The following is a 25,123-nucleotide window of genomic DNA, read 5'->3' as shown; positions in this document are numbered from 1 at the left end:
GTAATTATTTTAGAGGTAATTGAGGAAAGAATACACTTAAGAAAGGTAGTGAATCAGTATGTCAGATCAAATGTTAATTCTTGTTGCATTAGCCGGTATTTTTCTTTTATTATTTTTAGTTATACGAACAAAATTACATGCATTCGTAGCTTTATTACTAGTAAGTTTAATTGTAGGTATTTTAGCAGGAATGCCATTAAATGATGTTGTTACATCGATGCAAAATGGAATGGGAGGTACCCTCGGATTTGTTGCAGTTGTTGTTGGGCTAGGTGCCATGTTTGGACAAATGCTAGAAGTTTCCGGAGGTGCTGAGCGTTTAGCACAAACACTTGTTAAAAAATTTGGTGAAGATAAATCACAATGGGCTTTAGGTCTTACAGGATTTCTTGTTGCAATCCCAGTATTTTTTGATGTAGGATTTATTATTTTAGTGCCAATTGTTTATGGATTAGCAAAGAAAACAGGGAAGTCACTATTATATTATGGTATTCCACTGTTAGCAGGTTTAGCTGTAACACATAGCTTTATTCCTCCTACACCAGGGCCAATCGCTGTAGCAGATTTGATTGGTGCAGAATTAGGATGGGTTATTTTATTCGGTACATTAGCTGGTATTCCTGCTATGATTATTGCAGGACCGATATTTGCTAAATATATTTCAAAAAAGATTCATGTGGTTGTACCTGATTATATGAATTTAGAAGAAATTGAATATGATAAAGATTTACCTAGCTTTAAATTGATTGCTTCTTTAATAATGATACCTTTAGTTTTGATTTTACTGAATACGGTTTCAGGTGTATTATTAGAAGAAGGAAATATAGTACGTCAAATATTAACATTCTTGGGACATCCGTTTGTTGCATTAACAATCGCAACAATTTTGACTTTTGTATTACTAGGTACAAGAAGAGGTTATTCTCGTCAAGAAGTTCAAGATATTGCAACAAAAGCACTTGAACCAGCAGGTATTATTATTTTAGTAACAGGTGCTGGTGGTGTATTTAAACAAGTTCTTATTGATTCAGGTGTGGGTCAAGTGCTTGGAGATATGATGGCAGGTTCTTCTTTACCACCAATTTTATTAGCCTTTTTAATTGCTGCTGTAGTACGAGTAGCACAAGGTTCAGCAACTGTTTCAATGGTAACAGCAGCAGGTTTGATGGCACCACTGATCTCTATTTTAGGTCTTGAAGGACCTGTTCTAGGATTGATTGTTATTGCCATTGCATCGGGTGCAACGGTTTTATCACATGTTAATGATTCTGGATTTTGGTTAGTAAACCGTTATTTTGGATTAAGTGTAAAAGATACATTAAAAACATGGACTGTGATGGAAACATTAATTGGTTTAGTCGGAGTTACTGTGGCACTTATTTTAGGAGTGTTTATTGGCTAATTAAAGTTAGATATTTGTATAAGGAAATGTAAGAAAAGTTTATCCAGCAATAATTAAGAGGAAAAGGGATAACCAAAGAGGTTTTCCCTTTTCTTACATTATAGGAGGTTTGTTATGGCGAGTTTTATGATGGGAGTAGATATTGGGACAACAAGTACAAAGGCAGTGCTTTTTAATAAAGAAGGAGCGGCTATAAGTCGTTTTGGTGTTGAGTATCCGTTACACACACCCACACCTGTAACCGCTGAACAAGATCCAGAGGAAATTTTCCAGGCTGTGTTAACTAGCATGAAAAATTGTTTAGAAAAAGCAAAGGTATCAGGTCAAGAAATTCGTTTTGTGTCTTTTAGTTCTGCAATGCATAGCTTAATTGTTGTAGATGGAGAAGGCAAACCAATAACTCCCTCAATTACTTGGGCAGATAATCGAAGTGCTAAATATGCTGATATTGTAAAAGAAATACATAGTGGACATGAAATTTACTTGCGTACTGGGACGCCAATTCACCCGATGTCACCTTTGGTAAAGCTTGTTTGGTTAAACAAAGAACATCACGAGCTTTTTCAACCGGAGAATAAATTTATTTCTATAAAGGAGTATGTATTTTTCCGTTTGTTTGGGAGATATGTAATTGATTACTCGATTGCCTCCGCTACTGGACTATTTAACTTGGAAAATTTAAATTGGGATGCAGAAGCACTTCAAGTTGCAGGAGTAACGAAGGAACAATTATCACAACCTGTTAGTACAACTGAAAGTATTAAAGGATTAGCTCCTGAATATTCAAAATTACTAGGACTTTCCAGTGACACTCCATTCGTGGTTGGTGCAAGTGACGGGGTGCTATCGAACTTAGGTGTTAATGCAATTGAGCCAGGTGTTGTAGCAGTAACAATCGGCACAAGTGGGGCTATTAGAGCTGTTACAGATAAACCAGTTACTGATCCTAAAGGGCGGATTTTTTGTTATGCTTTAACAGATAAGCTTTGGGTAATCGGTGGTCCAGTAAATAATGGAGGTATGATCTTCCGATGGGTTCGTGATGAACTTGCAAGTGCTGAGGTTGAAACAGCAAAACGATTAGGAAAAGATGCATATGAAATTTTAACTGAAATTGCTTCTACAGTTCCTCCTGGTTCTAATGGACTACTTTTTCATCCTTACATGGCAGGAGAAAGAGCACCTTTGTGGAATGCCAACGCACGAGGATCTTTCTTTGGTTTAGGTATGCACCATAAAAAAGAGCATATGATTCGTGCCGTACTTGAAGGAATCATGATGAATTTATATAGTGTACTTCTTGCTTTAGAGGAATTAATAGGTACTCCAACTTCTGTTCAGGCAACAGGAGGTTTTGCAAGATCAGTATTTTGGCGACAAATGCTCGCAGATGTTTTTGATCAAGAAGTTACCATTCCTGAGAGTTTTGAAAGCTCTTGTTTAGGAGCGATTGTTCTTGGAATGTATGGTTTTGGTGAAATTGAATCATTAAATGAAGTAAATAAAATGGTAGGTTCCATTCATTCACATCAACCAAATAAAGAAGCAACAGCAGCTTATCGAGAGCTTATGCCAATTTTTATTCGCGTTCCAAGATTATTAGAAAAAGAATATGAAGCAATTAGCCAATTCCAAAAAAATATGTAAAGAGCTTAAAGATCAGGCTGGGACAAAAGTATTTTAACAAAGGCTCTTTTCTGAAAGATTGTTGCTAATTGATCTAATTATGCAGGGGAAACGTTGTGGTTATGGCAAAATAGGTACTATTCTATGAAGAAAAGATGCCACTATGCTTTATATAGTGCTGTTTACTTGGATTTGTTAAAGTAACAAAGTTTACGAAAACAGTTTTCACAAAATAGTACCGAACAATGGTTGTAGGTGTAGTAACCATCGCTCATGGAATATATACCGCGCTAAGCTATTACTTTGTTCGGAATTTTTGTTAAATACCAAGTTATGTCCTAGCCTCATTTTTATTTGTCGTTGTCTTGAACGTCTATAATAGTGATCAACTCATTTTCTCAAGCTTAAAACTCTTTAACACTTATAATTTTCAAAAAAACTGAAAAAGATTAATTACTCAGAAATCCCTGTTATAATAGCAATTTCTAATTAATTAATCTGTTTTTGATTGATAAAATAAAGAAAAAGCCCATACCTATTTATCTCTCCTTGAATAATATGTAACGATTTTAAGGGAAAAGGAGAGGTAAAATGTCTAAAAATGAGAAAGAAAAAGTAATTAAAGTTGATACGTTGGTTATTCATGCAAAAGAAGTGAAAATTGTGAATGAACGTGAGGAAGTAGAAGAAGAACGTTATGAGCGAAGAAATCCTTGGGGAATGTTTTGGGGACGACGCCCTGTTGAGCAAATTCGTGATGAAAAAGTGATTGTTGATGAAGATGAAGAATACAAAGATTAATAAACAGTTTATAGAATGAAAAAGACGAGGTTCTCGTCTTTTTTTAATTCTTTAACATTTTCTGTTGAATTTTTATTCAATATAATGTATAAATATATGTATATACATATTGAATCTTTTTAGTAGGTGAGCATAATGCATTATTCCTTTTCAGAAAAACTTCCTTCTTTTAACCAATTTGTTGAGCTGCATGAAGCAAGTGGGTTAATAAAAAGTAAAAAAGGTAAATATACAAGAGAACAATTATATCAAGCGGCAGAAAATAGTTGGTATCATATTTCAATTTATGATGAAGAACAGTTAATAGCTTTTGGAAGAATGATATCCGATGGTGTTTATCAGTCATTAATTTGCGATGTGATGGTTCATCCACAATTTCAAAAGCAAGGGCTTGGTAAACAAGTGATTGAAGAATTAGTGAATAAATGTAAAGAATCTGGAATTCAGTCTATACAGTTGTTTTCTGCAAAAGGGAAACAGCTTTTTTATAAAAAATTAGGGTTTGAAGAAAGAGAACAAGATGCACCAGCTATGACACTGTATATATAAAATCTCAGTTTAATTGAAACTGAGATTTTTTTATTGAGTATAGAGCATAAAAAAGTAAACAAAGGAGATAAGATTAACGAGGTGATAAAATGGATAGATTTGAAGAAGCTTTTCGACAATATCAAAATCAAGATACACCGAATGATCTTAATAAGAATTATTCAGAAGGAGAACAGATTATTGCAGTTCGTAAAAATGAAGATGGTGACATAATTGCTTTTAAAACTGAATCAGGAAGAGAACTGGATTATCTTGAAGCACTTTCTGAGGCAAAATCAGGAAGATTGGCTCATATAGATGTGTTTCATAAATATGGTCGTGATATATTACGTAGTGAACCTGACGGAATAAAAGAAAACAATCTTGATTCATTACCTGAATTTTAAGAAGTAATGCACCTGCTGAATCTTCACATTTAGAGTTTTAAAAAAAACAAAATAAATAAGCCAATGTCTATTCCGAATTACTTCCTCTAACATAAGATAAAGTATTCCATTGTAAAGGTGGTGTCGTTTATGAGCGGTGGTTACGCTGGAGGAAGTGGATTCGCCTTGATTGTTGTACTATTCATTCTTTTAATAATTGTTGGTGCAGCATATGTTGGCGGTGGAAGTGGATACGGTTACTAAAACGTAAATTAACAATAAAAAGGGCAGGCAGATCAAATTGATCTTGCCTGCTTATTTTTTAGAACTTTTTCTTTGGATTCTGCTTTTGTTAGGTGTGATTTCGTCAGATGCTTCAGTTTGATATCTTAGAGGAGCATTTATTATCTTCTTGTTATCATTAATATATATTTGCCTCTTCAAATATCTGTGAAAAAAGCTTTCAAAAACCGCTATACCTATTGATAATAAGATAGAAGCGGCAAAAACACTAGTAGCATATAAAGTTAAATTTGCTAGGTAAAACCAAGTGATTAACATAACGAGAGCAAAATCTGAAACTGTTGCTATAATGTTACTAGTTCTTGTCAACAGTAATAAATCCCCAAGCACATATGAAGCAAAAGTTAAAATAATTGAAATAGCCAAAACATTTGACAAAGAGTAATTAAAAACAAAACCAAGTATAAGTAACGTGACGACAAAAATAGCCATTGCTTTTAAAAGAAACGCTTTAAAAGTATTCATTCACGAGCTCCTTTCTAAAAGTATTATTTGTTTTCATCTAATTTGTTATGTAATAAATAATAAACAAAGATCATTCTTTTCTTCTGTTTAACTTAAAGACCTAATGAGCTATATTTCTGGTGAATAAACGGCTTTTTTTCACAAAACTTTTTTTATGTAAATATATGAAAACAACTTTAAAAAGAGCTTGAAAAATGCCCTTAGGTAAGTGTTTTATATAGGCTCTGAAAAACATTGTTGTTGATTTCCGTTGCAGGCACTTCCTTTATCAAGAAAAGATAGTAATTCAATAGGCAATTTCCCTATTTTCTGAAGACCCTTCCATGCTGCGCCCCTGTGCGGTCATATCGGTTATATGAATAAAATTATGAGAGTATAACTAAGAATTAAGGAAGGGAGACTTCATATCAAAGTCTCCTCTTTTTAAAAGAATTTAGTAAAATCGACGAAATCCACCACGTCGTAATCTGAATCCTCTACGAAAACCATAACCTGGGCCGAATCCACGTCGAAATCCAAAACGTCTACGACCGAAACCTGGTCCGAAAAATGGCATACTTTTCACTCCTCTTTAAAAGATACTCATGTTCATCCAAAATGTTTCTACTACAAGATTTTAAAAAGTTCTAGTAAAAAGAAATACTATAAACTTCATAAAAACCAATGATAAATCATTAATAAGATAATCTATTCTTCTATATGAATTTTTGATTGGGTTTTAATAGAAGATTTCTTGTGAGTATAGTGGATTTTTATGAAGCTAATGATAGTTGACGATACAATATTAATTAACTTACCATATGATGTTTATTGTTCTAATGTTATATGGGAGGAGGTAAGGAGATGGATAAAAAACTGTTAAGTAAACTTGAAAAGAAAACGGGTTTAACTATGAGTGACGTGTTGCAGGTTGTAAATTCAATTGAAAAGTCCAAAATTAAAGACGAAGAAGCTCTTCGAAATATAGTGAGCAAATTATCAGCATTTTCTAAAGGTCCTGTTAATGAGGAAATGGAAGAAAGTATTGTTCACACAATATTAAATAACAAAGTTCCTAAGGAGCTCTCGAAGTTTTTAAATAAGATGAACATTGGCTCATAATTAAAGTGGCGTTTCATTATTTAAAAAGGTCCTTTTCTAAAAGATTGTTGCTAATTGATTAATTATCTGTTAAAAAACAGCCTTTATTAATTATGCTTTTAGTTTTTTAAGTTAAATCAATGTTGAAGACTGAGTTAGTTAATAGACAGTCTTCTTCTTTTATGTAGACGTACATATTATTTTTTGAGAGAACGTTCACATATTTCAAGTTTTTGAATAACTTAACTTTTGTGTGAGATTATTTCAGAAAGGAAGTGAAAAAAATGAAAGATAATAAAATTAAATTTTTAGAAGATAAGAAAATTGGTCAAATTATAACATGCTCAAAGGTGATTGAATACAATGTTTCTGATTGTACAGAAAACTTATACGCTGTTGTAACTCCTGTCAAAAATAGTGAGTGTAGAATCTAATGGACTTATTACCATCCTTTTTCTTCTTATACATAAAGGGTGGTTTTTGAAAGATCGATCTAGTTTGTGGCATTCTAATGAAAATAATGTTTATTTAGATTCAGTTCTTGTGAAAGCGTCCAGTAAAAGTAAAACTGAAAATTTTATTATAAATACAGTCACCGTACCTAGTTTGCGTAATGTGGCTGTATTTTTATTTTTGGCTGATTATTTCAAGGTTCTTTCTGAAAGAGTGTTCCTAATTAACATCTTTATCTGTTAGAACAAGTGTTTCATAGAATAAAAGGACAATCTGTAGAAGAAAAGATGCCACTAGACTTTATACAGAGATGTTTCTAACAAGATTTTAAAAACAACAAAGTTTATGAATACAGCTTTTTTAAATAAATGTTGTGTAAAAAATCATGATAGTTGATGAACTCGTTACATAAAAACGTAAACAGTTGTTTTTTATACTAAATATGAACCATTCATCGTAAAAAGCCTATTTCATAAGAACTAAAAAATTAATAGATATTTAGGATAATATATCTGTTTGTATTGAATTTGGAATATTTCGATAAAAATTATGATATACTCACTTGTGAAAACGCTTGCATAAGAATTTTTCAAAATAGGGAGGTGAATTGTCAAAATCATTATTCATGTCACACTTTTATGAAAGCGTTTTCTCAAAACATTTTAGGTAGGGGGAATCATCTTTGAATGTTTTAAAACGATTACTTATCGTATTAATTGGAGTGGGTTTATTCGGAAGTACTGTTGGTACCTCAAGCGCAAGTGCATACACTAACGGAACAATGATGCAATATTTTGAGTGGTATTTACCAAATGATGGTCAGCATTGGAATAAACTTAATAATGACACAACACATTTAAATGATATCGGTATCACAGCTGTCTGGATTCCTCCAGCATATAAAGGGACATCCCAAAATGATGTAGGGTATGGAGCTTATGATTTATATGATTTAGGTGAGTTTAATCAAAAAGGTACTACAAGAACAAAATATGGAACGAAGCAACAGTTAAAAAATGCAATTTCTAACTTACACTCAAAAGGAATTCAGGTATACGGAGATGTAGTGATGAATCATAAAGGAGGAGCAGATTACTCACAATATGTAAATGCTGTTGAGGTCGCTTCTAACAATCGTAATTATGAAACAACAGGACAGTATCAAATACAAGCATGGACTGGATTTAATTTTGCGGGTAGGAACAATACGCATTCAAGCTTTAAGTGGCAATGGTATCATTTTGATGGAGTTGATTGGGATCAATCACGAAGTAAAAGCAGTATATTTAAATTCCGTGGTACAGGAAAGAATTGGGATTGGGAAGTTTCTTCTGAAAATGGAAATTATGATTACCTTATGTATGCTGATGTAGATTTTGATCATCCTGATGTACAAGCGGAAATGAAAAATTGGGGAGAATGGTATGCAAATGAACTTAACTTAGATGGTTTTCGATTGGATGCTGTTAAACATATAAAACATTCTTATTTAGGGAATTGGATTTCAAGTGTGAGACAAAGTACAGGTAAAGAAATGTTCACAGTAGCTGAATATTGGCAAAATGATTTAGGTGCTATTGAAAATTATTTGGCCAAATCGGGTAACAACCATTCTGCATTTGATGTGCCATTACACTATAATTTTCAAAAAGCTTCTAATAGTAGTGGAAATTACGATATGCGAAATATTTTAAATGGGACATTAGTTGCTTCACAACCTTCAAAAGCTGTAACAATTGTTGAAAATCATGATTCACAACCGGGTCAGGCTTTAGAATCAACTGTTCAAAGCTGGTTTAAACCATTAGCGTATGCGTTTATCTTGACTAGATCACAAGGGTATCCAACTCTATTTTATGGTGACTATTATGGAACTAGAGGATCAACATCTTATGAAATACCGGCTTTAGGTAATAAGTTAGATCCATTATTGAAGGCAAGAAAAACATATGCTTATGGAACTCAACATGATTATATAAATCACCACGATATCATTGGTTGGACAAGAGAAGGAGATGCATCGCATACAAATTCCGGGTTAGCAACATTATTAAGTGATGGACCTGGTGGAAGCAAATGGATGTATGTGGGGAAGCAAAATGCCGGAGAAACTTGGTCTGATATGACAGGTAATTCATCAAATAATGTAACTATAAACAATGACGGCTGGGGTAACTTCTCTGTTAATGGGGGATCTGTTTCTGTTTATAGGCAGCAATAAAGGGTAAAATTCTTTAAGATTCTAAGCTGGAAGATGGAGAATATTCTATGTAATTAGTCATTTAATGCTGAATGAGCTAAGGATAATTCCTTAGTCTCATTCTAAAAATAATGAATTTTCTTCAAAAATATTACTGTATGCTACAGCAAATATCCTCATACAATAACCGATCTTTTAAAAACGAGAAATTTAACAAAAGCTTAATAAGAGAATTCCTAACGTTCTTATTAACCAATTATTGCGGTATAGCAATTGGAAAACGGATTGAAATTTTGGTTCCGGTTCCTACTTTACTTTGAATTGAAATTGTTCCTTTCATTGCTTTAACAATACCGAATACAACCATCATACCAAGACCCGTTCCTTTTTCTTTTGTGGAAAAATATGGTTCTCCTATACGATTTATTTGCTCTTCTGTCATGCCAATTCCCGTATCAGAAATCTCTATTAGTACGTGTTTTTGAAAAATAGATGTATAAATTGTTAAAAGACCGCCTTGTGGCATAGCCTCAATACAATTTTTTGTAATATTTAAGAAGCATTGATGAAATTGCTGTTTGTTTCCTTGAATCACACAAGTGGCAAATTCTGTATCAAGCTTTACAGAATTCATATTTGCATAAGTTAAAATAATATCCTCAATTTGCTGTAAATGAACTTTTATATCGAGTAGTTCCCAATTGGTAGGTGCAGGTTTTGCGAATGTTAGATAGTCGTTTATTATATTGGATGCTGTGTCTAACTCTTCAATTGCTAATTTAATATAACTTGACCTTTTTTCTGGGGGGAGATTTTCATCCTCCAAAACTAATTGGAGAAATCCTCTTGTAACTGTTAACGGATTTCGAACTTCATGAGAAACACTCGCTGCTAGTTGACTGACAATTTCAGATTTTTCTGATTTAAAAATTTGTTGCCGTAAAACGATGGTTCCTCTTATCGATTCCATAATGTAACCTATGATTAGCATAGCAATAGCGGGAATATTTAAAAATAGTAGCGTATTTAATAGATTAATTTCATCACCTTGTTTCAATAAAAACATAGCGACAGTGTAACAATAAGCAATGCAAGTCATTAAGAGAAGTTTTTCAGACATCTTAGACTTTAAAAACTTTTTAGAGAGAAGTCCGCACACAAAACCTAATAAGGCAAAGATTAGTACAAATGAGAAAATAGAAGTTGTTAATCCATAAAGGAATATAGAAGCTAACATCATAAAAATGAATAAAATAGCTGCCACAAATAAGCCACCATAAAGTCCACCTATTATATATGGAATAAAAGCAAGATCTGGTAAAAATGATTCATAAATACGAAATTGGATACATAGAGAGATTGTGATAGAAGAGACGACAGTCAGGATGACTTTACTTTGATAATCGCCTGTTTTATCTGCCCATAAATGTTGCGCAAAAATGCCAACCAATATAAATAGTAAATTAAGTATTAAATCATATAACATAACTCAACCTAGCTTTCAGAATAGTTTTATATAGTCTAGCATTGTCATTAATTTATTAATTCGTTTAAAGTACCTAAAATCCCTCTTTGTTAACAAATTCTTAACATTTTTAAGTGAAATCTTTGGATAAAAATCAGTAATTAAACAAAAAGTATGTTTTGAAGAGGCAGATTTGTAGTTTTGAAAAAGTTTATTTTTTAAAACAGCTATTTTACAGTAAATTGTTCGTCTTTAATGCCTCTTACTTTTTAGTGTCACTTTAGATGAATGGAGGAATAGTTAATGACAAATTTAAACGAGTTAGAACTTCAAAATCTTCGTCATCTTATTGGGGGACATGAAACATGTGCGACGAAATTAGATACATATGCCCAACAATGTACAGATCCACAAATTAAATCTATGCTACAAAATCATGCGAACAGTGCTAGACAAACAAAACAGCAATTAATGACATTTTTAGGATAGGAGGTTTTTAGATGTTACAGGAAAAAGATATGGTATCAGATTACTTATCAGATATAAACACTAGTTTAAGCACGTATGCTCAAGTTATTTCACAATGTGATAATCAAGCCTTAAGAAATGCGATTATACAAATTAGAAATGCTGATGAACAAAAACAATGGGAGCTTTATCAAGCAGCTCTTCAACATAATTACTACACACCAGCTTCTCAAGCTGAAGAACAAGATGTTCAACAAGTAAAACAACAATTTACACAAGGTAGCTAGTATCGCAAGCAAAGTCATAAGTATGTAAGTTAATGATAAGCCCGAAATATTAGGTGATGTTTCAATTAATCTTTCACCTAATATTTCGGGTCTTTTTTTGTTGTCTTTAAAAAATATTAGTTTTTGCCTACTATTTATTAGAGCAAGTGAAAAGGAACATAATACACTCGGGTTCCTACGGGAACTAGAGTAAGAGATTATCTAAAAAATGGACTATACACCTTAGTTTGATGTCTAGATTAGGGCGCATCGGCTCGAAGTGGAATGTAAAATCCCTATATGTATAGGAAATGACAAGTTTTTTCTCTACTATTCCCTTTTTTGTTTGTCACCGACAGACGAATTTCTCTACTTTTTTCCTGGATAGGATGATGCCTTATTTTTTTAAAAAGGCTGAATTATCCAAGCCGAGTTTAATCAAAATCATATATATAGCAGTGTGTGGTCTACAGGGAGGTGAACAGGATAGAATGCAAATTTTTAGATAGTGATCAGCCGATGATGAAATTTGATGATCAAATAGATCAGTTACTAAATTCTGATAATAAGACAACAGAAATGTTAGAGAAGTTAATTGGGAAGATATTAACAATAAAGGTTTTGAGTCAGCGATATAAGTTTGTGAAAAATACAAATGGTATTCCTTTATACAGAGAAAGTCTCGTAACTTATCCTGAGGAAAATCTAGTTGTTTCACATAACTTTGTCCTTCTATATCCAAAATATATTCCTACATTCCTTTATTACAACATGATATGGAAGAAAAAAGGAATCGGACATCTCTTGAATGAGCATAACGTCAAAACCAATAGACGCATTACAAGGAATGGGTTTATAGATAGGAACAAGTTGACTAATCTTTTTAGTGAACCAGTTCAAATCTCATTTCAATCGAAAACTGTCTATATTCCGTTTAAGGCATATAACATTTATTTTGAGGATTATAAAGAACCAGGTTTCATGATCATTGAATACTTTAATTCAGATATATTTAGCAGAAATCAAAATTCTGCATGATTGACCAAGATATAGTTTATTAATCTAGTAGGCAATTTACTAGTTTATGATTGTCTCTATCACTTTTTTATGTTTTTAACATAAAGTATCAAACAGCTTGCTATTTATTGTATTTGGACAATACGAAATGAAGAGAATATCAGGAGGGTAAGAAAAGTATGACATCTTTATTTGAAGATAAAATTCGTAAGTTAAAAAAACCAATGCCTATTTCAAGGCATTTTGCCTCTAACACGCTTCATCCCGATTCTATGACACCAGAGAAAATCCAACAATACCAACTAGATTCACTTAGTGAGATTTTGAAACGTGCATACACAAAAAATGAAATGTACAAAGCTAAAATGGATGAAGTGGATTTTACACCTGCAAACTTTAAATCTTTAGAAGATATTCAAAACATGCCATTCCTAACAAAGGAAGATCTTAGAGGTAATCCTTATGTTTTATTAACATGCGAAAAAGAGGAAATTGCCCTTGTCCAGGTTTCAACTGGAACAACTGGTGGAGAAGAAATTTATATGCTCTATACATGGAATGATTACTATTTACATGATTTAGCACCTAGATACCCTAAACTTTTCCCAATCGATCCACCAGATGTATGTTTAAATGGTTTACCTTATGAAATGAGTGCTGCTGGTTTAGCTTTTCATAAGACATTTATGGAAGGGTGTAATGCGACAGTTATTCCTGCAGGTAAAGGTGGAGCTTACTCAACGCCTGCAAAAACGTTGAAAATGATTCGTGACTTGGAGCCTAACGTTATTATAACAAGTCCTTCATGGGCGATCATGTTAGCAGAAGAAGCAGAAAAACAGAATTTTGATTTTAAAAGCTTAAAGCTAAAATCTGTTTATTTAACAGGTGAAGGTTGTTCGCCGGCCTTCCGAAGAAGAGTAGAAAAAATCTTTGGTGCGACAGCTAACTTTTTTTATGGTTCACTAGAATGTGGAGTTCTCGGGATCGAATGTGATGATCATAGTGGCTACCATCTTACAGAGGCACATGTTTATATGGAAATAATTGATCCAAAAACCGGTGAAGTACTTGATCCAGGTGAAATTGGTGAAATCGTTATAACAAGTATGTTACGTTATGACGCACCGATCATTCGTTTCCGAACAGGTGACTTAGGTTATATTGAAACGGAAGAATGTGAATGCGGGGTAACATTACCAAAATTTCATTTGCGTGGAAGAGTTCGTGATCAAATTAAATACAATGGAACATCTTTTTCTCCTTTTTATCTTGAAGAATTTTTGATGAGTCAACAGGAAGTAGGAAACTGGTATGAGTTTGTCATTGATCCTGTAGAAGATAATGAAGTCATCCATGTTCGTTGTGAATTAGCTAAAGATGTTACACCATCAGAAGAGCTTGCGGATTCTTTGGCAAGTAAAATGGAATACTCAACAGGAATTCCTTTCACTTTTGAATTTGTAGAAGAATTACCAAGACCTCAAGGGAAAACAATTCGTGTTGTATACAAATAACTATTAAAGAGCCTTAAGTTTAAATAAAAGGGTGTTTGTAATGGAAGAACAAAAACTCATAACGAGATTACAAGAGGCGATTGAGCACGCAAAAACATCCACATTTTATCAAAAGCATCTTTTACAGAAACATATTGAAACACTAGAGGATTTTAAAAACATCCCCTTTTTAACAAAAGATGAATTGCGAAATCATTCTCCTTTTGGTCTCTTAGCAGTAAGGAAAGAAAAGCTTGTACAATATCATGAATCTTCAGGGACGACCGGCGAACCAATTTCAATATGGTATAGTGAACAAGACTTACAAAATATTGTTAATCGTACAAATGAAACTGCCGTTTTTTTCTCGAAGAACGACACAATGATCGTTAGATTCCCTTATGCTATGTCAATTATTGCTCATACGATGCAGGACACAGGTAAAAGCAACAAAACATGCATTATTCCTGCAGACAGTAGAACAAGTATTACCCCGATGACTAGAATCATTGAGTTATTAAGAAAATGTGAAACAACAATACTTTCCTGTATGTCTCTTCATGCAATCATGCTTGCGGAAGTAGCAATTAATCAAGGATTAGATCCTAAAGTAGATTTTCCACACCTTCGGGCAATCTGTACTGCTGGTGAACCAATTACTTCTTATAGAAGAAACTTAATCAAGGATATCTGGGGTGTACCAATTTTTGATAATTATGGCATGACTGAAACTGGTACAATTATGGTTGATTGTATGTATCACCATCTACATCCAGCACTTGATGATTTCTATATCGAGGTTTTAGAAGATGATTTTAAGACTTCGACAAAACAAGGAGAGATTGGTAATCTAGTTATTACAACATTAAATAAATCAGCAACACCAATGATCCGCTATAAAACTGGTGATACTGTTAAGGTTCAAGAAGAGCTTTGTCAGTGTGGAAAACAAATCTATGAGATTCATGGCAGAAAAGAACTTCTTTGGAAAGTAAAAGGACGTCAATTTGACATTTGGGATTTAGAAGGAATGATTTCACCTCTTTCTAGTCGAAAGTTTTGGGCTGCTGGAACACGTGATCATGTGTTGTATGTTGTGATAGAAAGGGAGAATACTAGTGATTATGTAGATTGTCATTATTTAGATCTTCTTCGAGATCAGTATGGAATTGAGATAAAAATTTATATCGTCGAAAAAGGTGCACTTTATGACAGACAAGAACCATTGTCTTTTGGTATGAAAGGAAAGCCGAAATATATTTTAACACAGCATGAACTTGATTATATTCTTAATAGTATAGACTAATAAAGAAGCTGGGCAAAACTTAAGGTATTAAATATTTTTGTCCAGCCCTTCTTTCGATACAATAGAACGAATGTCAAGTAATGTAAAAATCAAATTTAATCCTAGCAATTTTAATAAACTCTAATGATATAAGGAGATGGTGTATCTATGCAAAAGTTATCTCATCAAGAAATTGAAGAGTCATTAAAAACGGTAAAAGGCTGGAAGATCACTAATGATAAGTGGCTCGAGAAAAAATATCGATTCAAGGATTATTTAAACGGAATCAAATTTGTACAAGAAGTGGCAAATCTATCAGAAGAGGAAAACCATCATCCTTTTATATCAATCGATTATAAACTTGTGACCATTAGGTTGTTTTCATGGAACGCGAAAGGAATAACAAAACTAGATTTTGAGTTAGTTAAGAAATATGATGAAATTTACACTGGCTAATAAATTCTGCAAACTACATACACGGAAAAAACCAGGAGTTATTTCATCTCCTGGTTTTTTTTAGTTATTGCTTCTGATTCTGAAGCTGACTTTCACCTAACGCGACTAAGCGCTTAGTCATTTCTCCACCAACAGAACCATTAGCACGAGCTGTCGTATCGGCACCTAGTTCAACTCCTAATTCATTCGCAATTTCCTCTTTCATGGAATTTAGAGCATTTTCTGCACCAGGCACTAACAATTTTTGTCTTGCCATCGTACAACACCCCTTTTGAATGGATTTTAGGAACTGTGAGCACCGATGAGATGCTCATGTTTTAGAATGCCCCAAAACTAATATTTTATAGATTCTATACTTTTGTATTCAAAAGCATTTTGTAAAAGGAAGAAGATAGAAATAAATAAGAAGACAACTATAATGATTTCTTAGGTATTGTCATAATTATCTAAGAAAAACAAAAGAGGGAAATTATGAAAAAAACAATAAGAATTTTAATACATATCAAGAAGCCAAAAAGTTGTTAGGAAAAGATTTTGGGATGTGCATTTAGATGCTTATCCGATCATTGGACCAAGAGCTTATATCATACAATTTCAAAATAAAATGCTGATCTTATAGATGTCACTGGTATACAGTATCGAAAGGTTATATAAATCTCGATTCACTACAATTATTTACTGATCAACTGTAAAATACCCAAGAATTCAGTTTGACTAGAGGTTATAGTTTCATTCAAACTTATCTCTCCGAATACTAGGTAGTTACTACAGATTAGTTAAATAGGAGAGAGTACAATATGAACCCCCCTTTAATTACTGTTTATGTTGCCCAATATCTATTTTTTATTCGTAGTTATTACTTCTCCAAACTCTATCCAACAACTCAACCCATTATGAAAGTCATCATAGACTACATAGTTGTTACAAGGATTTATGTATTTATTACAAAAAATAACAGATCGTTGGTTCTAATGAATACTATAGAGAATATACTAAAAATAGATTTACGAGTACATAAAAGATTAACATCAATTTACTAACTTCATGAATATCTTCTTGTTTGTAGTAAAGGTAAATCAATTAATTATGTTAGGGAGTGTAAGCGCATGCAAAATGTAACAGCTAAGCAAATTGATTTAAGTCCTAGATTAGTAGAGTTTTTAAAAGAAGAGAAAAAATTATTTATTAATGGGGAATTTGTTGCTTCTCTTACAGGTAAAACTTTTGATACATTAAATCCTGCAACAGGGGAAAAACTTGCATCAGTAGCAGAAGCTGGTGAAGGGGATATAGATTTAGCGGTTAAAGCAGCTAGAGAAGCATTTGATCATGGTTCATGGTCAAAGATGGGAACTGCTGAAAGAAGCCGACTTATCTATAAACTAGCAGATTTAATAGAAGAGCATAAAGTAGAGCTTGCACAGCTTGAAACACTAGATAATGGAAAACCATACCGTGAAACGTCAAATGCAGATATTCCATTAGCAATTGAGCATTTCCGTTATTTTGCTGGATGGGCGACTAAGATCGTTGGACAAACCATTCCTGTTCAAGGAAACTACTTTAACTATACCCGCCATGAAGCAGTAGGTGTTGTTGGTCAAATTATTCCTTGGAACTTCCCACTGTTAATGGCTGCATGGAAGCTTGGTGCTGCTCTAGCTTCAGGCTGTACAATTGTCTTAAAGCCTGCAGAGCAAACACCACTTTCGGCATTATATTTAGGGAAATTAATCAATGAAGCTGGTTTTCCAAAAGGCGTTGTAAATATTGTTCCAGGGTTCGGGCAAACAGCAGGATCACCACTTGTAAATCATCCATTAGTAGATAAAATTGCGTTCACAGGTTCTACTGCTGTTGGAAAAGCAATCATGAAACAAGCAAGTGAATCATTAAAACGAGTGACTCTTGAATTAGGGGGTAAATCACCAAATATTATTCTTCCAGATGCAGATCTTTCGAAAGCGGTTCCAGGTTCATTAATGGGGATAATGTTTAATCAAGGTCAAGTTTGCTGTGCTGGTAGTCGTTTATATGTTCAGAAAAAACAATATGATAATGTAGTAGCAGATCTTGTTTCTTTAACAAAAGAAATTTCACAAGGTAACGGTTTAGTTGAAGCAACAACAATGGGTCCTTTAATTTCTGCACAACAGCAAAACAGAGTGAAAGGATATATTGATAAAGGAATTGAAGAAGGTGCAGAAGTATTAGCAGGAGGGAATATTCCTTATGATCAAGGTTACTTCGTTTCCCCTACTATTTTTGCAGATGTAAATAATTCGATGACGATAGCAAAAGAAGAAATCTTTGGACCTGTAGTAGCAGCCATGCCATTTGATGATTTAGATGATTTAGTTGATAAAGCGAATGATTCTACTTATGGTTTAGCTGCAGGTGTATGGACACAAGATCTGAAAAAAGCTCATAATATTGCACATCGTATACAAGCAGGTACAGTATGGGTAAATTGTTATAATGTATTTGATGCAGCAAGTCCTTTCGGCGGCTACAAACAATCAGGTATTGGTCGCGAAATGGGTAGCTATGCATTAGAAAATTATACAGAAGTGAAAAGTGTTTGGATGAATATGGAGTAATTTATTTTTAGAGGATATTTTGTTTATAAAACGACATTTTAAATATTTTTAAGATCATAGCCGGTGGTTATGGTCTTTTTTTGGCTGATTTCAGAGACTTTTGTTTTGAATTCTATATAGTATAGCAAAATGGAACAAAGCTTTTACTATCTTGCAATTTATCTTCTTGAATAAATTAAGCTGAATATTATACCGGTGAAAACGGATGTATATAACTAATATCAAAAACAAATGTTTACAGATCCCATTAGAAAAATTAATAGTTAAAATAAACCATATTAGTGTAAAATTGAAGAAGATTTATTACTCTAAAAATTCAGGGGATTTTATGCAGCCAATCACTAGTTTTTTACAAAATAAATGGTTTATAGCTTTTCTAGTTCTACTTTTTGTCGTAATTACTTTTTTGAATATTCCAATTGAAAAGCGAAAATATGGACTTTCTCAAAGTAACTTAGCAACAGATTATACAGGTTTACTTCCGGAAAAGATTCAACGGGTAGTTAAAGCAGAAAATCGAATTCAATTACAAGAAATTGTAAGAGATGCAAACAAAACAGGTAAGAAAATTTCTGTTGCTGGTTTACAACATTCACAAGGTGGTCATACATATTATAAAGATAGTGTTGTTCTTGATATGAAGACTTTTAATAAGGTTCTAGAAGTAAATGAAGAAGAGAAAACCGTTACGGTTGAGAGTGGAGCAACATGGGAGGATGTTCAAAAAGCGGTTATACCTTATGGTCTTGCCTTGAAAGTAACCCAATCACAGTCGATATTTACAATCGGTGGATCTTTATCTGTTAATGCCCATGGAAGAGATATTCGCTTTGGATCGATGGCAAGTACAGTTAAACAAATAACACTATTAACTCCTACAGGAGAAATAAAGACAATCAGCAAAAATGATCGTGAAGAATGGATGAAATATGTATTAGGTGGTTACGGGTTATTTGGGGTCATTTTAGATGTTACATTGGAACTAACAGACAATCATATTTATACCATTCATACACAAGAAATAGAAACAGATGAATATGAAAATTATTTTATGGATGTAATGAATAGAGAAAAAACAGCGATGCATTATGCAAGAATAAGTGTTGCTACAAGTAGCTTTTTAGAAGAAATGTATGTGATCGATTATAACTATACAGGGAAAATAGATAATAAAACACCTTTAAAAGAAGAAAATGGTGTTCGACTTAGTAAACTCGCACTTGATATTGGCAGGCAAGGTGGAGTTTTAGAAGATCTTTTTTGGAAAACTCAGAAACACTATATTCAATCTCTTGATGGAACAACCATTACAAGGAATAATGTTATGCGTTCGGAATCAACATTTATGGAATTTACGAAATCAGATTCAGTTGAAGTGTTACAGGAGTTTTTTATCCCTGTTCATTTGTTTGATGAATATATGAAAAATGTAAAGAACTTATTACCTTCAAATGATAAAGATCAAAATTTCAAAATCCACAATATAACTGTCAGGTATGTTGCAAAAGATGACCAAACGACTTTAAATTATGCTAGTGAAGATATGTTTGGATTGGTTGTATTAATTCAACATGGGGTAAACGAAAAGGAGATTGCCCATGCACAAGAAATCATAAAAAAATGGACGGACTTAACTCTTGAGTTTAATGGCACATACTATCTACCGTATTATCCTTATCAAACGAAACAACAATTTTACAATTCTTACCCTAATTGGGCTATTTTTAAATTAGAAAAAAGCAGAAGAGATCCTAATGAAGTGTTTCAAAATACATTTTATACCAATTACATCTTAACAAGAGGTACAGTAAGATGAATAGAAATCAAAGATATATACCTCTTATAGTAACAGTTGGACAAGTGGTGATTTTTCCTTACTATATTATCTGGTTAAAGGAGGTTTCTTTAACCTTCACTTTATTTGCATGGTTTTTTGCAGCATTTTCTTTTTCCGCTGCTTGGGGTTATCGTGTATTTCAGACAAATAAGCAAAAAGATAAAACTCCTATTTTTATTATTTATGCTGTAATGGGTATTGTTTATTGTCTTATTGGTTTATCAAATGATGTTGAAGATTACCTTCCATACATAGCATTAGTATTTCAAGTGATAATCGGATTTTTACAAGGGTATTTTCGTGCTTGGCATATTAATCAAAAAACATACCATGTAGATGCTGTTCATCATTATTTACTTGTTGGTTTATCAATGTTTGGACTGTCCTTTATTCATATTATTTCTCCAGTGTTTTTTTTGATCTTCTTTGGAAGTGTATTATGTTTACTTAGTTTTTGGGAGCTATGTGTAAAACTTATGAACTTTAAACAAGACAATAGGAAGTGATCATTTAAAAATGAAATACGCTAGGAAATCATAGTCGATTGTGATTTGTTTTAAAGCTAGATATAGTGATTTCTCTTCTAAATATAGCCTGAGATAAGGGATAGAAGACTTTTGGAGAGACTGTAAATTAACAGGATATTTAAATAATTGGTTCTGTTAAACTTTGTTGTTGATTTCCGTTACAGGCATTCGCTTTCCGCGAGCGGTCCGGGAGCCTCCTCAGCGCAAGCGCCTGTGGGGTCTCCCTTTGACACGCTTCTCCCGCAGGAGTCTCATGCCTTTCACTCCAATCAACAAAGTGCTAAAAATCAACATTAAGCTTTAACATAGCCAAATAATTAATAGTTGGTCTTTATTTTTATTAGTTAATATAGAAAAGTAGAATCGGAGATAGAAAGATGAAAATTAGTATCACAAAGGATTTTGACGTGATCGCAAGACTTAATAAACCTGTACATGATTTACATTGTGAATTATATCCAAATTATTTTAATAAGTTTAATAACAACGAAATGAAAGAGGTATTTAAGAAACTTATGAGGAATGAAGCTCATTATTTTCTTTTACTACAAGAAAATAGTGAGGCCGTTGGATATGCTTGGTTTGAAATAAAGAACTATATAGATAATCCATTTAAAAAAGGGTATACATCTGTTTATATTCATCAAATTAGTATAATAGAAGAGAAAAGAAACATGGGTTATGGGTCATCAGTAATGGAACACATATATCGTATAGCTATTAATAAAGGGATAGACTTGATTGAATTAGATTATTGGTATAAAAATAGTTCGGCAAAAGCGTTTTATAGAAAGCATGGGTTTTTGAAATACCGTGAGTTTGTTTATCGAAAACTCACCTCTAACATATCACCATGATCTAGCAGGATAAGATAAGCTAAATCTATATATAAAGCACGTTTGTGATTGCTGTTGGGAATTTTAGGAAGATGAGACTCCGGATAAAAAGCAATTACTGTATAAGAAATTACAACAAATCAAACGAAGAATATTGATATTCTTTCAGATAAATAGTGCAAAGAAAAATCGTAGATTGAGGAGATGAGTAATGATATTGGTAAGTGCTTGTTTAGTAGGTTTTGAGGTACGCTATAATGGAACACATTGTTTAAATGAAAAATTACAACAGCTTTTGGGTGATAATAAAGCCATTGCCGTGTGTCCAGAAATACTTGGTGGGTTCTCAACTCCTAGAGAACCAGCTGAGATCATTGGTGGTAATGGTTTTGATGTACTTGAAGGTCGAGCAAAAGTGATTGAAAAATCTGGAGGCGATGTGACAGAGTTGTATATGAAAGGAGCTTATGTGACACTGCAAAAAGCACAAGATCTTAATGCAAAAGCAGTGATTCTAAAAGAATTCAGTCCCTCATGTGGAAGTTCAATGATTTATAATGGGACATTTGAAAATAAGCAGGTTGATGGGGTTGGAGTAACAACAGCATTACTACAAAGGCATGGTATTCAAGTGTTTTCTGAAGAAAGTTTTTCAGATGGGTATCATGAGTTAGATAAAATGTAGATTTTTTATTTCATTTTTATTTTCCCAAAGCTCACTAGGAATATAGTGAGTAAGCATTTTAGACTAAATTAATTAATCACAATAAAGCTGGTGTTATTATGGAGAATAAAGTCTTGATTGATCAGATGCAACAGGAAGATTGGAAGTATGTCAAAAATATATATTTAGAAGGAATTGCTACTAAGAATGCTACCTTTCAGAAAGAATCTCCATCTTGGAAACAATGGGATGAGGCGCATATTAACGATTGTCGACTTGTTGCTAAAATAAAAGGAGAAGTTATAGGCTGGGCAGCGTTAAGTCCTATTTCAACAAGACCTGTTTATTCCGGTGTTGCAGAGGTAAGTGTTTATGTTTGTCGACATAAAAAAGGATTAGGAATTGGTAGTTTACTTATTAAGTCATTAATTGAACAAAGTGAAGAAAGTGGATTTTGGATGCTGCAGTCTGGAATTTTTCCAGAAAACTACTCAAGCATACACATACATAAGAAATATGGTTTTCGAGAAGTTGGTATTCGAAAGAAAATAGCTAAGTTGGATGGTAAATGGAGAGATGTTGTTTTATTAGAGAGAAGAAGTACTAAAGTTGGTACAAATTAAGATTAGAAGTTTGCTTTATTCCTAGTGATATAAGGGGAAATTATGATTAATATTGGAAATGATTCTGCTAAAACACTTATTATTGTTGTTCACGAGATTTATGGTATTAACAAGCACATTAAGCACTTTTGTCAGTCTTTATCAAAGCTTAATGTTGATATTATTTGCCCAAATCTTTTGGATATGAAAACAGCTTTTAAGTATGAAGAAGAACAGAAGGCGTACGAATACTTTAAAGAACATAAAGGGTTTGAATATGGATTCAATCAAATTATTGAATTAATCAAACAAAATAGGAAATATTATGATGAAATATTTGTTTTAGGATTTAGTGTTGGAGCAACGATTGCTTGGATGTGTAGCGAAGAAGAGTTAGTTGATGGTGTTGTTGGTTATTATGGTACGCGTATAAGAGATTATCTTCACAGAAAACCAACATGTCCTGTTTTATTATTTTTTCCAGAACAAGAAAGCTCTTTTAATGTTGAGAAGTTAATAAAGAGATTAAAAGATAAGAAAGTCAATATACATCAACTTAAAGGAAAGCATGGATGTTGTGATCCTTATAGTGAAAATTATCAAAGAGACTCAAGCGTAAAGGCTTATTTTGAAACTGTGAATTTCTTTAAGAGTTTTTAAATAATGGCTTTTTTCCCACACTTTCTTGCTTTTAAATACCTGAAGCAATCAGGAATGTATTAGGTCTAGTGGCATCTTTTCTTCATAAAATAGTACCCTTATAGTGAAAAACCACTGTTTTTAGTAAAAATTTTGCCTACATACCAACATTCGGTCAGAGAAGTGCCTAGGTAATAGATTAGAAAGTTTAGGTGAATACTTGTTTTTATGTGTTAATAATAGGATAATAGACCTGTAATATTTAACTTTGCAAAAACCTAATAGAGATGAAAAAGGCAAGCTCATTGAAAGATGAGTACGCAAAGCTTAAGGAGCTAAGTTCTTTAAAAAGAATAAGCTAGCCAGTTACCGATTGACTTGAAAACTAATCAATTTGATTAGTTTTTTACATTAGGAGTGAAAGAAATGGTAAATCAATTAAACAAATTCGAAGAAGTGAAACGTAAGCTATATTTATTGATTTTACCTATTATTGTATCAGCTTTAGTTATTAGTTTATTTTATAATGATGAGTATCATCAGTTTAACAACACAGTCCTTCCATTGCTTGCTATTGTTTACAGTGTTTCTTGGTTTTTTGTATATAGAAGAAAGTGGTTTCAATATGTAGAGCTTTTAAACGTAGCTTTGATAAGTGTCATTCATCTACTTAAGGTTTATGATATTGTTTATTACGATATGGTTATAGGCAAAAATATTGCTACAGGAAATGCGACTCTTTGGACACCACTTGTATTTGCGCTCATTATTGTTTCAATCAAAGGGAAAATCGGTGTAGTCTATTCTTTTGCTCTTTGGTGCTTGACTGTGACTATTGGTTTCATTTATTGGAATGACATTCCAAATTATGCGAATGAGTCATTAATTCAATATTTTTTATCTAATTTAGTATATTTTATTTTTTTATTTTTCTCTCGACATATTATTAGTGCATACACGAAAGCTGAAATGCTTGAAAAAATAGCTTATGAGGATTCACTGACTGAAATCTCTAACAGGCGGAAGGTTTATCTATTGTTAGATGAAGCGATAGAAATGAAGAAAGAATTTTCAGTGGTATTTTTTGATTTAGATCATTTTAAAAGAATAAATGATGAACATGGACATCTAGTAGGTGATAAAGTCTTAATTGAAGTATCATCATTAGTTCAAGGTATATTAAAGGATACAGACCATTTTGGACGATGGGGTGGAGAAGAATTTATCATCCTAACGTTTAATCGAAATAAAAAAGAATCGATTGACCTAGCAGAAAGATTGCGAAAAAAAATAGAAGCACATCATTTCCCAGAAGTAGATAACGTGACTGCTAGTTTTGGTATAGCTGTTTCACATAACAAAGATACTGCAGAAAGTATAATAAATCGAGTAGATGAAGCATTATATGTAGCAAAAAGTAGTGGGAGAAATCAAGTGAGATTTAATTAGCTTTAATAAATTTCACTACTTTCTGCTTCTGCTTTCATTAGCTAAGAAGAGGTTGGCATAAATAAAGATGTCATACAAAAAGACGAATAAATCTAAATTCAGTTAAGTTGAAAGAAATAAGCTCGTTCCATTGCGCTGCAGACATTTGCTTTCCGCGGGGAGGAAGCTAAGCCTCCTCGGCGCAAGCGCCTGTGGGGTCTCAGCCTTTCCTCAGCACCCGCAGGAGTCAAATGTCTTCCGCTTCATTCCACTAGTTCTTAAAAATAGTATAC

At 32.9% G+C, this 25,123-nt stretch carries 27 protein-coding genes and 1 riboswitch; of the genes, 23 read left to right on the top strand and 4 right to left on the bottom strand.

All coding sequences use genetic code 11. The features are described from left to right. The first annotated feature begins 58 nt into the window (after nt 1-58). The 6 genes from LC076_RS04270 (at nt 59) to LC076_RS04245 (ending at nt 5,007) form a co-directional block, all read left to right on the top strand. A complete protein-coding gene (locus LC076_RS04270) occupies nt 59-1,402 on the top strand; it encodes a GntP family permease (protein WP_226666440.1) in 1,344 nt (447 codons plus the stop codon). Between the two features lie 114 nt (nt 1,403-1,516). Then, the gene (gene gntK / locus LC076_RS04265; RefSeq protein WP_226666439.1) at nt 1,517-3,049 is read left to right on the top strand and encodes a gluconokinase; all 1,533 of its coding nucleotides are present in this window, start codon (nt 1,517-1,519) and stop codon (nt 3,047-3,049) included. A gap of 570 nt (nt 3,050-3,619) precedes the next feature. Beyond that, nucleotides 3,620-3,829, top strand: a complete 210-nt coding sequence (locus tag LC076_RS04260; protein WP_226666438.1) for a hypothetical protein — start codon at nt 3,620-3,622, stop codon at nt 3,827-3,829. A 135-nt stretch (nt 3,830-3,964) separates the two neighbouring features. Continuing rightward, entirely contained in the window at nt 3,965-4,378 is a 414-nt protein-coding gene (locus LC076_RS04255; protein WP_226666437.1) for a GNAT family N-acetyltransferase, read from the top strand. An 89-nt stretch (nt 4,379-4,467) separates the two neighbouring features. Continuing rightward, a complete protein-coding gene (locus tag LC076_RS04250; protein ID WP_226666436.1) occupies nt 4,468-4,764 on the top strand; it encodes a DUF3892 domain-containing protein in 297 nt (98 codons plus the stop codon). A 129-nt stretch (nt 4,765-4,893) separates the two neighbouring features. Further along, nucleotides 4,894-5,007 carry a YjcZ family sporulation protein gene (locus LC076_RS04245; protein WP_226666435.1) on the top strand — a complete coding sequence of 38 codons (114 nt, stop codon included), beginning with the start codon at nt 4,894-4,896 and terminating at the stop codon, nt 5,005-5,007. A gap of 51 nt (nt 5,008-5,058) precedes the next feature. On the opposite strand, the gene LC076_RS04240 is transcribed toward LC076_RS04245, so the two are convergent. Together LC076_RS04240 and LC076_RS24095 are read right to left on the bottom strand one after the other, a co-directional pair. Then, nucleotides 5,059-5,511 (bottom strand): DUF2512 family protein, encoded by a 453-nt coding sequence (locus tag LC076_RS04240; RefSeq protein ID WP_226666434.1) that lies wholly within the window; start codon nt 5,509-5,511, stop codon nt 5,059-5,061. 433 nt (nt 5,512-5,944) lie between these two features. Beyond that, complete coding sequence (locus LC076_RS24095) at nt 5,945-6,067, bottom strand: hypothetical protein (protein WP_264191419.1); 123 nt, start codon at nt 6,065-6,067, stop codon at nt 5,945-5,947. Between the two features lie 287 nt (nt 6,068-6,354). Here LC076_RS24095 and LC076_RS04235 point away from each other — a divergent pair, with 287 nt between their 5' ends. From LC076_RS04235 to amyS, 3 genes are all read left to right on the top strand, one after another. Then, the gene (locus LC076_RS04235; protein WP_226666433.1) at nt 6,355-6,612 is read left to right on the top strand and encodes a stage VI sporulation protein F; all 258 of its coding nucleotides are present in this window, start codon (nt 6,355-6,357) and stop codon (nt 6,610-6,612) included. A 263-nt stretch (nt 6,613-6,875) separates the two neighbouring features. Continuing rightward, on the top strand, nt 6,876-7,025 hold the full coding sequence (locus LC076_RS04230; RefSeq protein ID WP_226666431.1) for a hypothetical protein: 150 nt from the start codon (nt 6,876-6,878) through the stop codon (nt 7,023-7,025). Between the two features lie 725 nt (nt 7,026-7,750). After that, on the top strand, nt 7,751-9,265 hold the full coding sequence (gene amyS / locus LC076_RS04225; RefSeq protein WP_413465951.1) for an alpha-amylase: 1,515 nt from the start codon (nt 7,751-7,753) through the stop codon (nt 9,263-9,265). Between the two features lie 235 nt (nt 9,266-9,500). On the opposite strand, the gene LC076_RS04220 is transcribed toward amyS, so the two are convergent. Next, a complete protein-coding gene (locus LC076_RS04220; RefSeq protein WP_226666427.1) occupies nt 9,501-10,730 on the bottom strand; it encodes a sensor histidine kinase in 1,230 nt (409 codons plus the stop codon). A 282-nt stretch (nt 10,731-11,012) separates the two neighbouring features. On the opposite strand from LC076_RS04220, the gene LC076_RS04215 reads away from it, so the two are divergent. The 6 genes from LC076_RS04215 to LC076_RS04190 all read left to right on the top strand — a co-directional run bounded on the left by LC076_RS04215 (nt 11,013) and on the right by LC076_RS04190 (nt 15,697). Further along, nucleotides 11,013-11,198, top strand: a complete 186-nt coding sequence (locus tag LC076_RS04215; protein WP_226666426.1) for a hypothetical protein — start codon at nt 11,013-11,015, stop codon at nt 11,196-11,198. Nucleotides 11,199-11,209: 11 nt separating this feature from the next. Then, a complete protein-coding gene (locus tag LC076_RS04210; protein WP_226666423.1) occupies nt 11,210-11,464 on the top strand; it encodes a spore coat protein in 255 nt (84 codons plus the stop codon). 498 nt (nt 11,465-11,962) lie between these two features. Continuing rightward, nucleotides 11,963-12,481: a hypothetical protein gene (locus LC076_RS04205; protein ID WP_226666421.1), complete on the top strand. Its 519-nt coding sequence runs from the start codon at nt 11,963-11,965 to the stop codon at nt 12,479-12,481. A 158-nt stretch (nt 12,482-12,639) separates the two neighbouring features. Then, complete coding sequence (locus tag LC076_RS04200; protein WP_226666420.1) at nt 12,640-13,977, top strand: phenylacetate--CoA ligase family protein; 1,338 nt, start codon at nt 12,640-12,642, stop codon at nt 13,975-13,977. Between the two features lie 40 nt (nt 13,978-14,017). Next, nucleotides 14,018-15,262: a phenylacetate--CoA ligase family protein gene (locus LC076_RS04195; protein WP_226666419.1), complete on the top strand. Its 1,245-nt coding sequence runs from the start codon at nt 14,018-14,020 to the stop codon at nt 15,260-15,262. 147 nt (nt 15,263-15,409) lie between these two features. Continuing rightward, the gene (locus tag LC076_RS04190) at nt 15,410-15,697 is read left to right on the top strand and encodes a 4a-hydroxytetrahydrobiopterin dehydratase (protein WP_226666418.1); all 288 of its coding nucleotides are present in this window, start codon (nt 15,410-15,412) and stop codon (nt 15,695-15,697) included. A 64-nt stretch (nt 15,698-15,761) separates the two neighbouring features. On the opposite strand, the gene LC076_RS04185 is transcribed toward LC076_RS04190, so the two are convergent. Beyond that, the gene (locus tag LC076_RS04185; RefSeq protein WP_146945867.1) at nt 15,762-15,953 is read right to left on the bottom strand and encodes an alpha/beta-type small acid-soluble spore protein; all 192 of its coding nucleotides are present in this window, start codon (nt 15,951-15,953) and stop codon (nt 15,762-15,764) included. Between the two features lie 850 nt (nt 15,954-16,803). On the opposite strand from LC076_RS04185, the gene LC076_RS04180 reads away from it, so the two are divergent. From LC076_RS04180 to LC076_RS04145, 8 genes are all read left to right on the top strand, one after another. Next, entirely contained in the window at nt 16,804-18,297 is a 1,494-nt protein-coding gene (locus tag LC076_RS04180; protein WP_226666417.1) for an aldehyde dehydrogenase family protein, read from the top strand. 328 nt (nt 18,298-18,625) lie between these two features. Next, on the top strand, nt 18,626-20,113 hold the full coding sequence (locus LC076_RS04175; protein ID WP_226666416.1) for an FAD-binding oxidoreductase: 1,488 nt from the start codon (nt 18,626-18,628) through the stop codon (nt 20,111-20,113). Further along, on the top strand, nt 20,110-20,640 hold the full coding sequence (locus tag LC076_RS04170) for a hypothetical protein (RefSeq protein ID WP_226666415.1): 531 nt from the start codon (nt 20,110-20,112) through the stop codon (nt 20,638-20,640). The genes LC076_RS04175 and LC076_RS04170 overlap by 4 nt, the downstream gene beginning before the upstream one ends. Before the next feature lie 398 nt (nt 20,641-21,038). Beyond that, on the top strand, nt 21,039-21,518 hold the full coding sequence (locus LC076_RS04165; protein ID WP_226666414.1) for a GNAT family N-acetyltransferase: 480 nt from the start codon (nt 21,039-21,041) through the stop codon (nt 21,516-21,518). A gap of 190 nt (nt 21,519-21,708) precedes the next feature. After that, nucleotides 21,709-22,182 carry a DUF523 domain-containing protein gene (locus LC076_RS04160; RefSeq protein ID WP_226666413.1) on the top strand — a complete coding sequence of 158 codons (474 nt, stop codon included), beginning with the start codon at nt 21,709-21,711 and terminating at the stop codon, nt 22,180-22,182. 113 nt (nt 22,183-22,295) lie between these two features. Then, nucleotides 22,296-22,784, top strand: a complete 489-nt coding sequence (locus LC076_RS04155) for a GNAT family N-acetyltransferase (RefSeq protein WP_319005479.1) — start codon at nt 22,296-22,298, stop codon at nt 22,782-22,784. 42 nt (nt 22,785-22,826) lie between these two features. After that, on the top strand, nt 22,827-23,423 hold the full coding sequence (locus LC076_RS04150; RefSeq protein WP_226666410.1) for a dienelactone hydrolase family protein: 597 nt from the start codon (nt 22,827-22,829) through the stop codon (nt 23,421-23,423). 264 nt (nt 23,424-23,687) lie between these two features. After that, a riboswitch (cyclic di-GMP riboswitch) is annotated at nt 23,688-23,776 on the top strand. Nucleotides 23,777-23,828: 52 nt separating this feature from the next. Further along, nucleotides 23,829-24,851, top strand: a complete 1,023-nt coding sequence (locus tag LC076_RS04145) for a GGDEF domain-containing protein (RefSeq protein WP_226666409.1) — start codon at nt 23,829-23,831, stop codon at nt 24,849-24,851. The last annotated feature ends 272 nt before the right edge of the window (nt 24,852-25,123 follow it).

Source organism: Metabacillus litoralis (assembly GCF_020524045.1).
GTDB classification, from domain to species: domain Bacteria; phylum Bacillota; class Bacilli; order Bacillales; family Bacillaceae; genus Metabacillus; species Metabacillus litoralis_C.
This window is presented reverse-complemented; position numbering and strand designations above follow the sequence as displayed.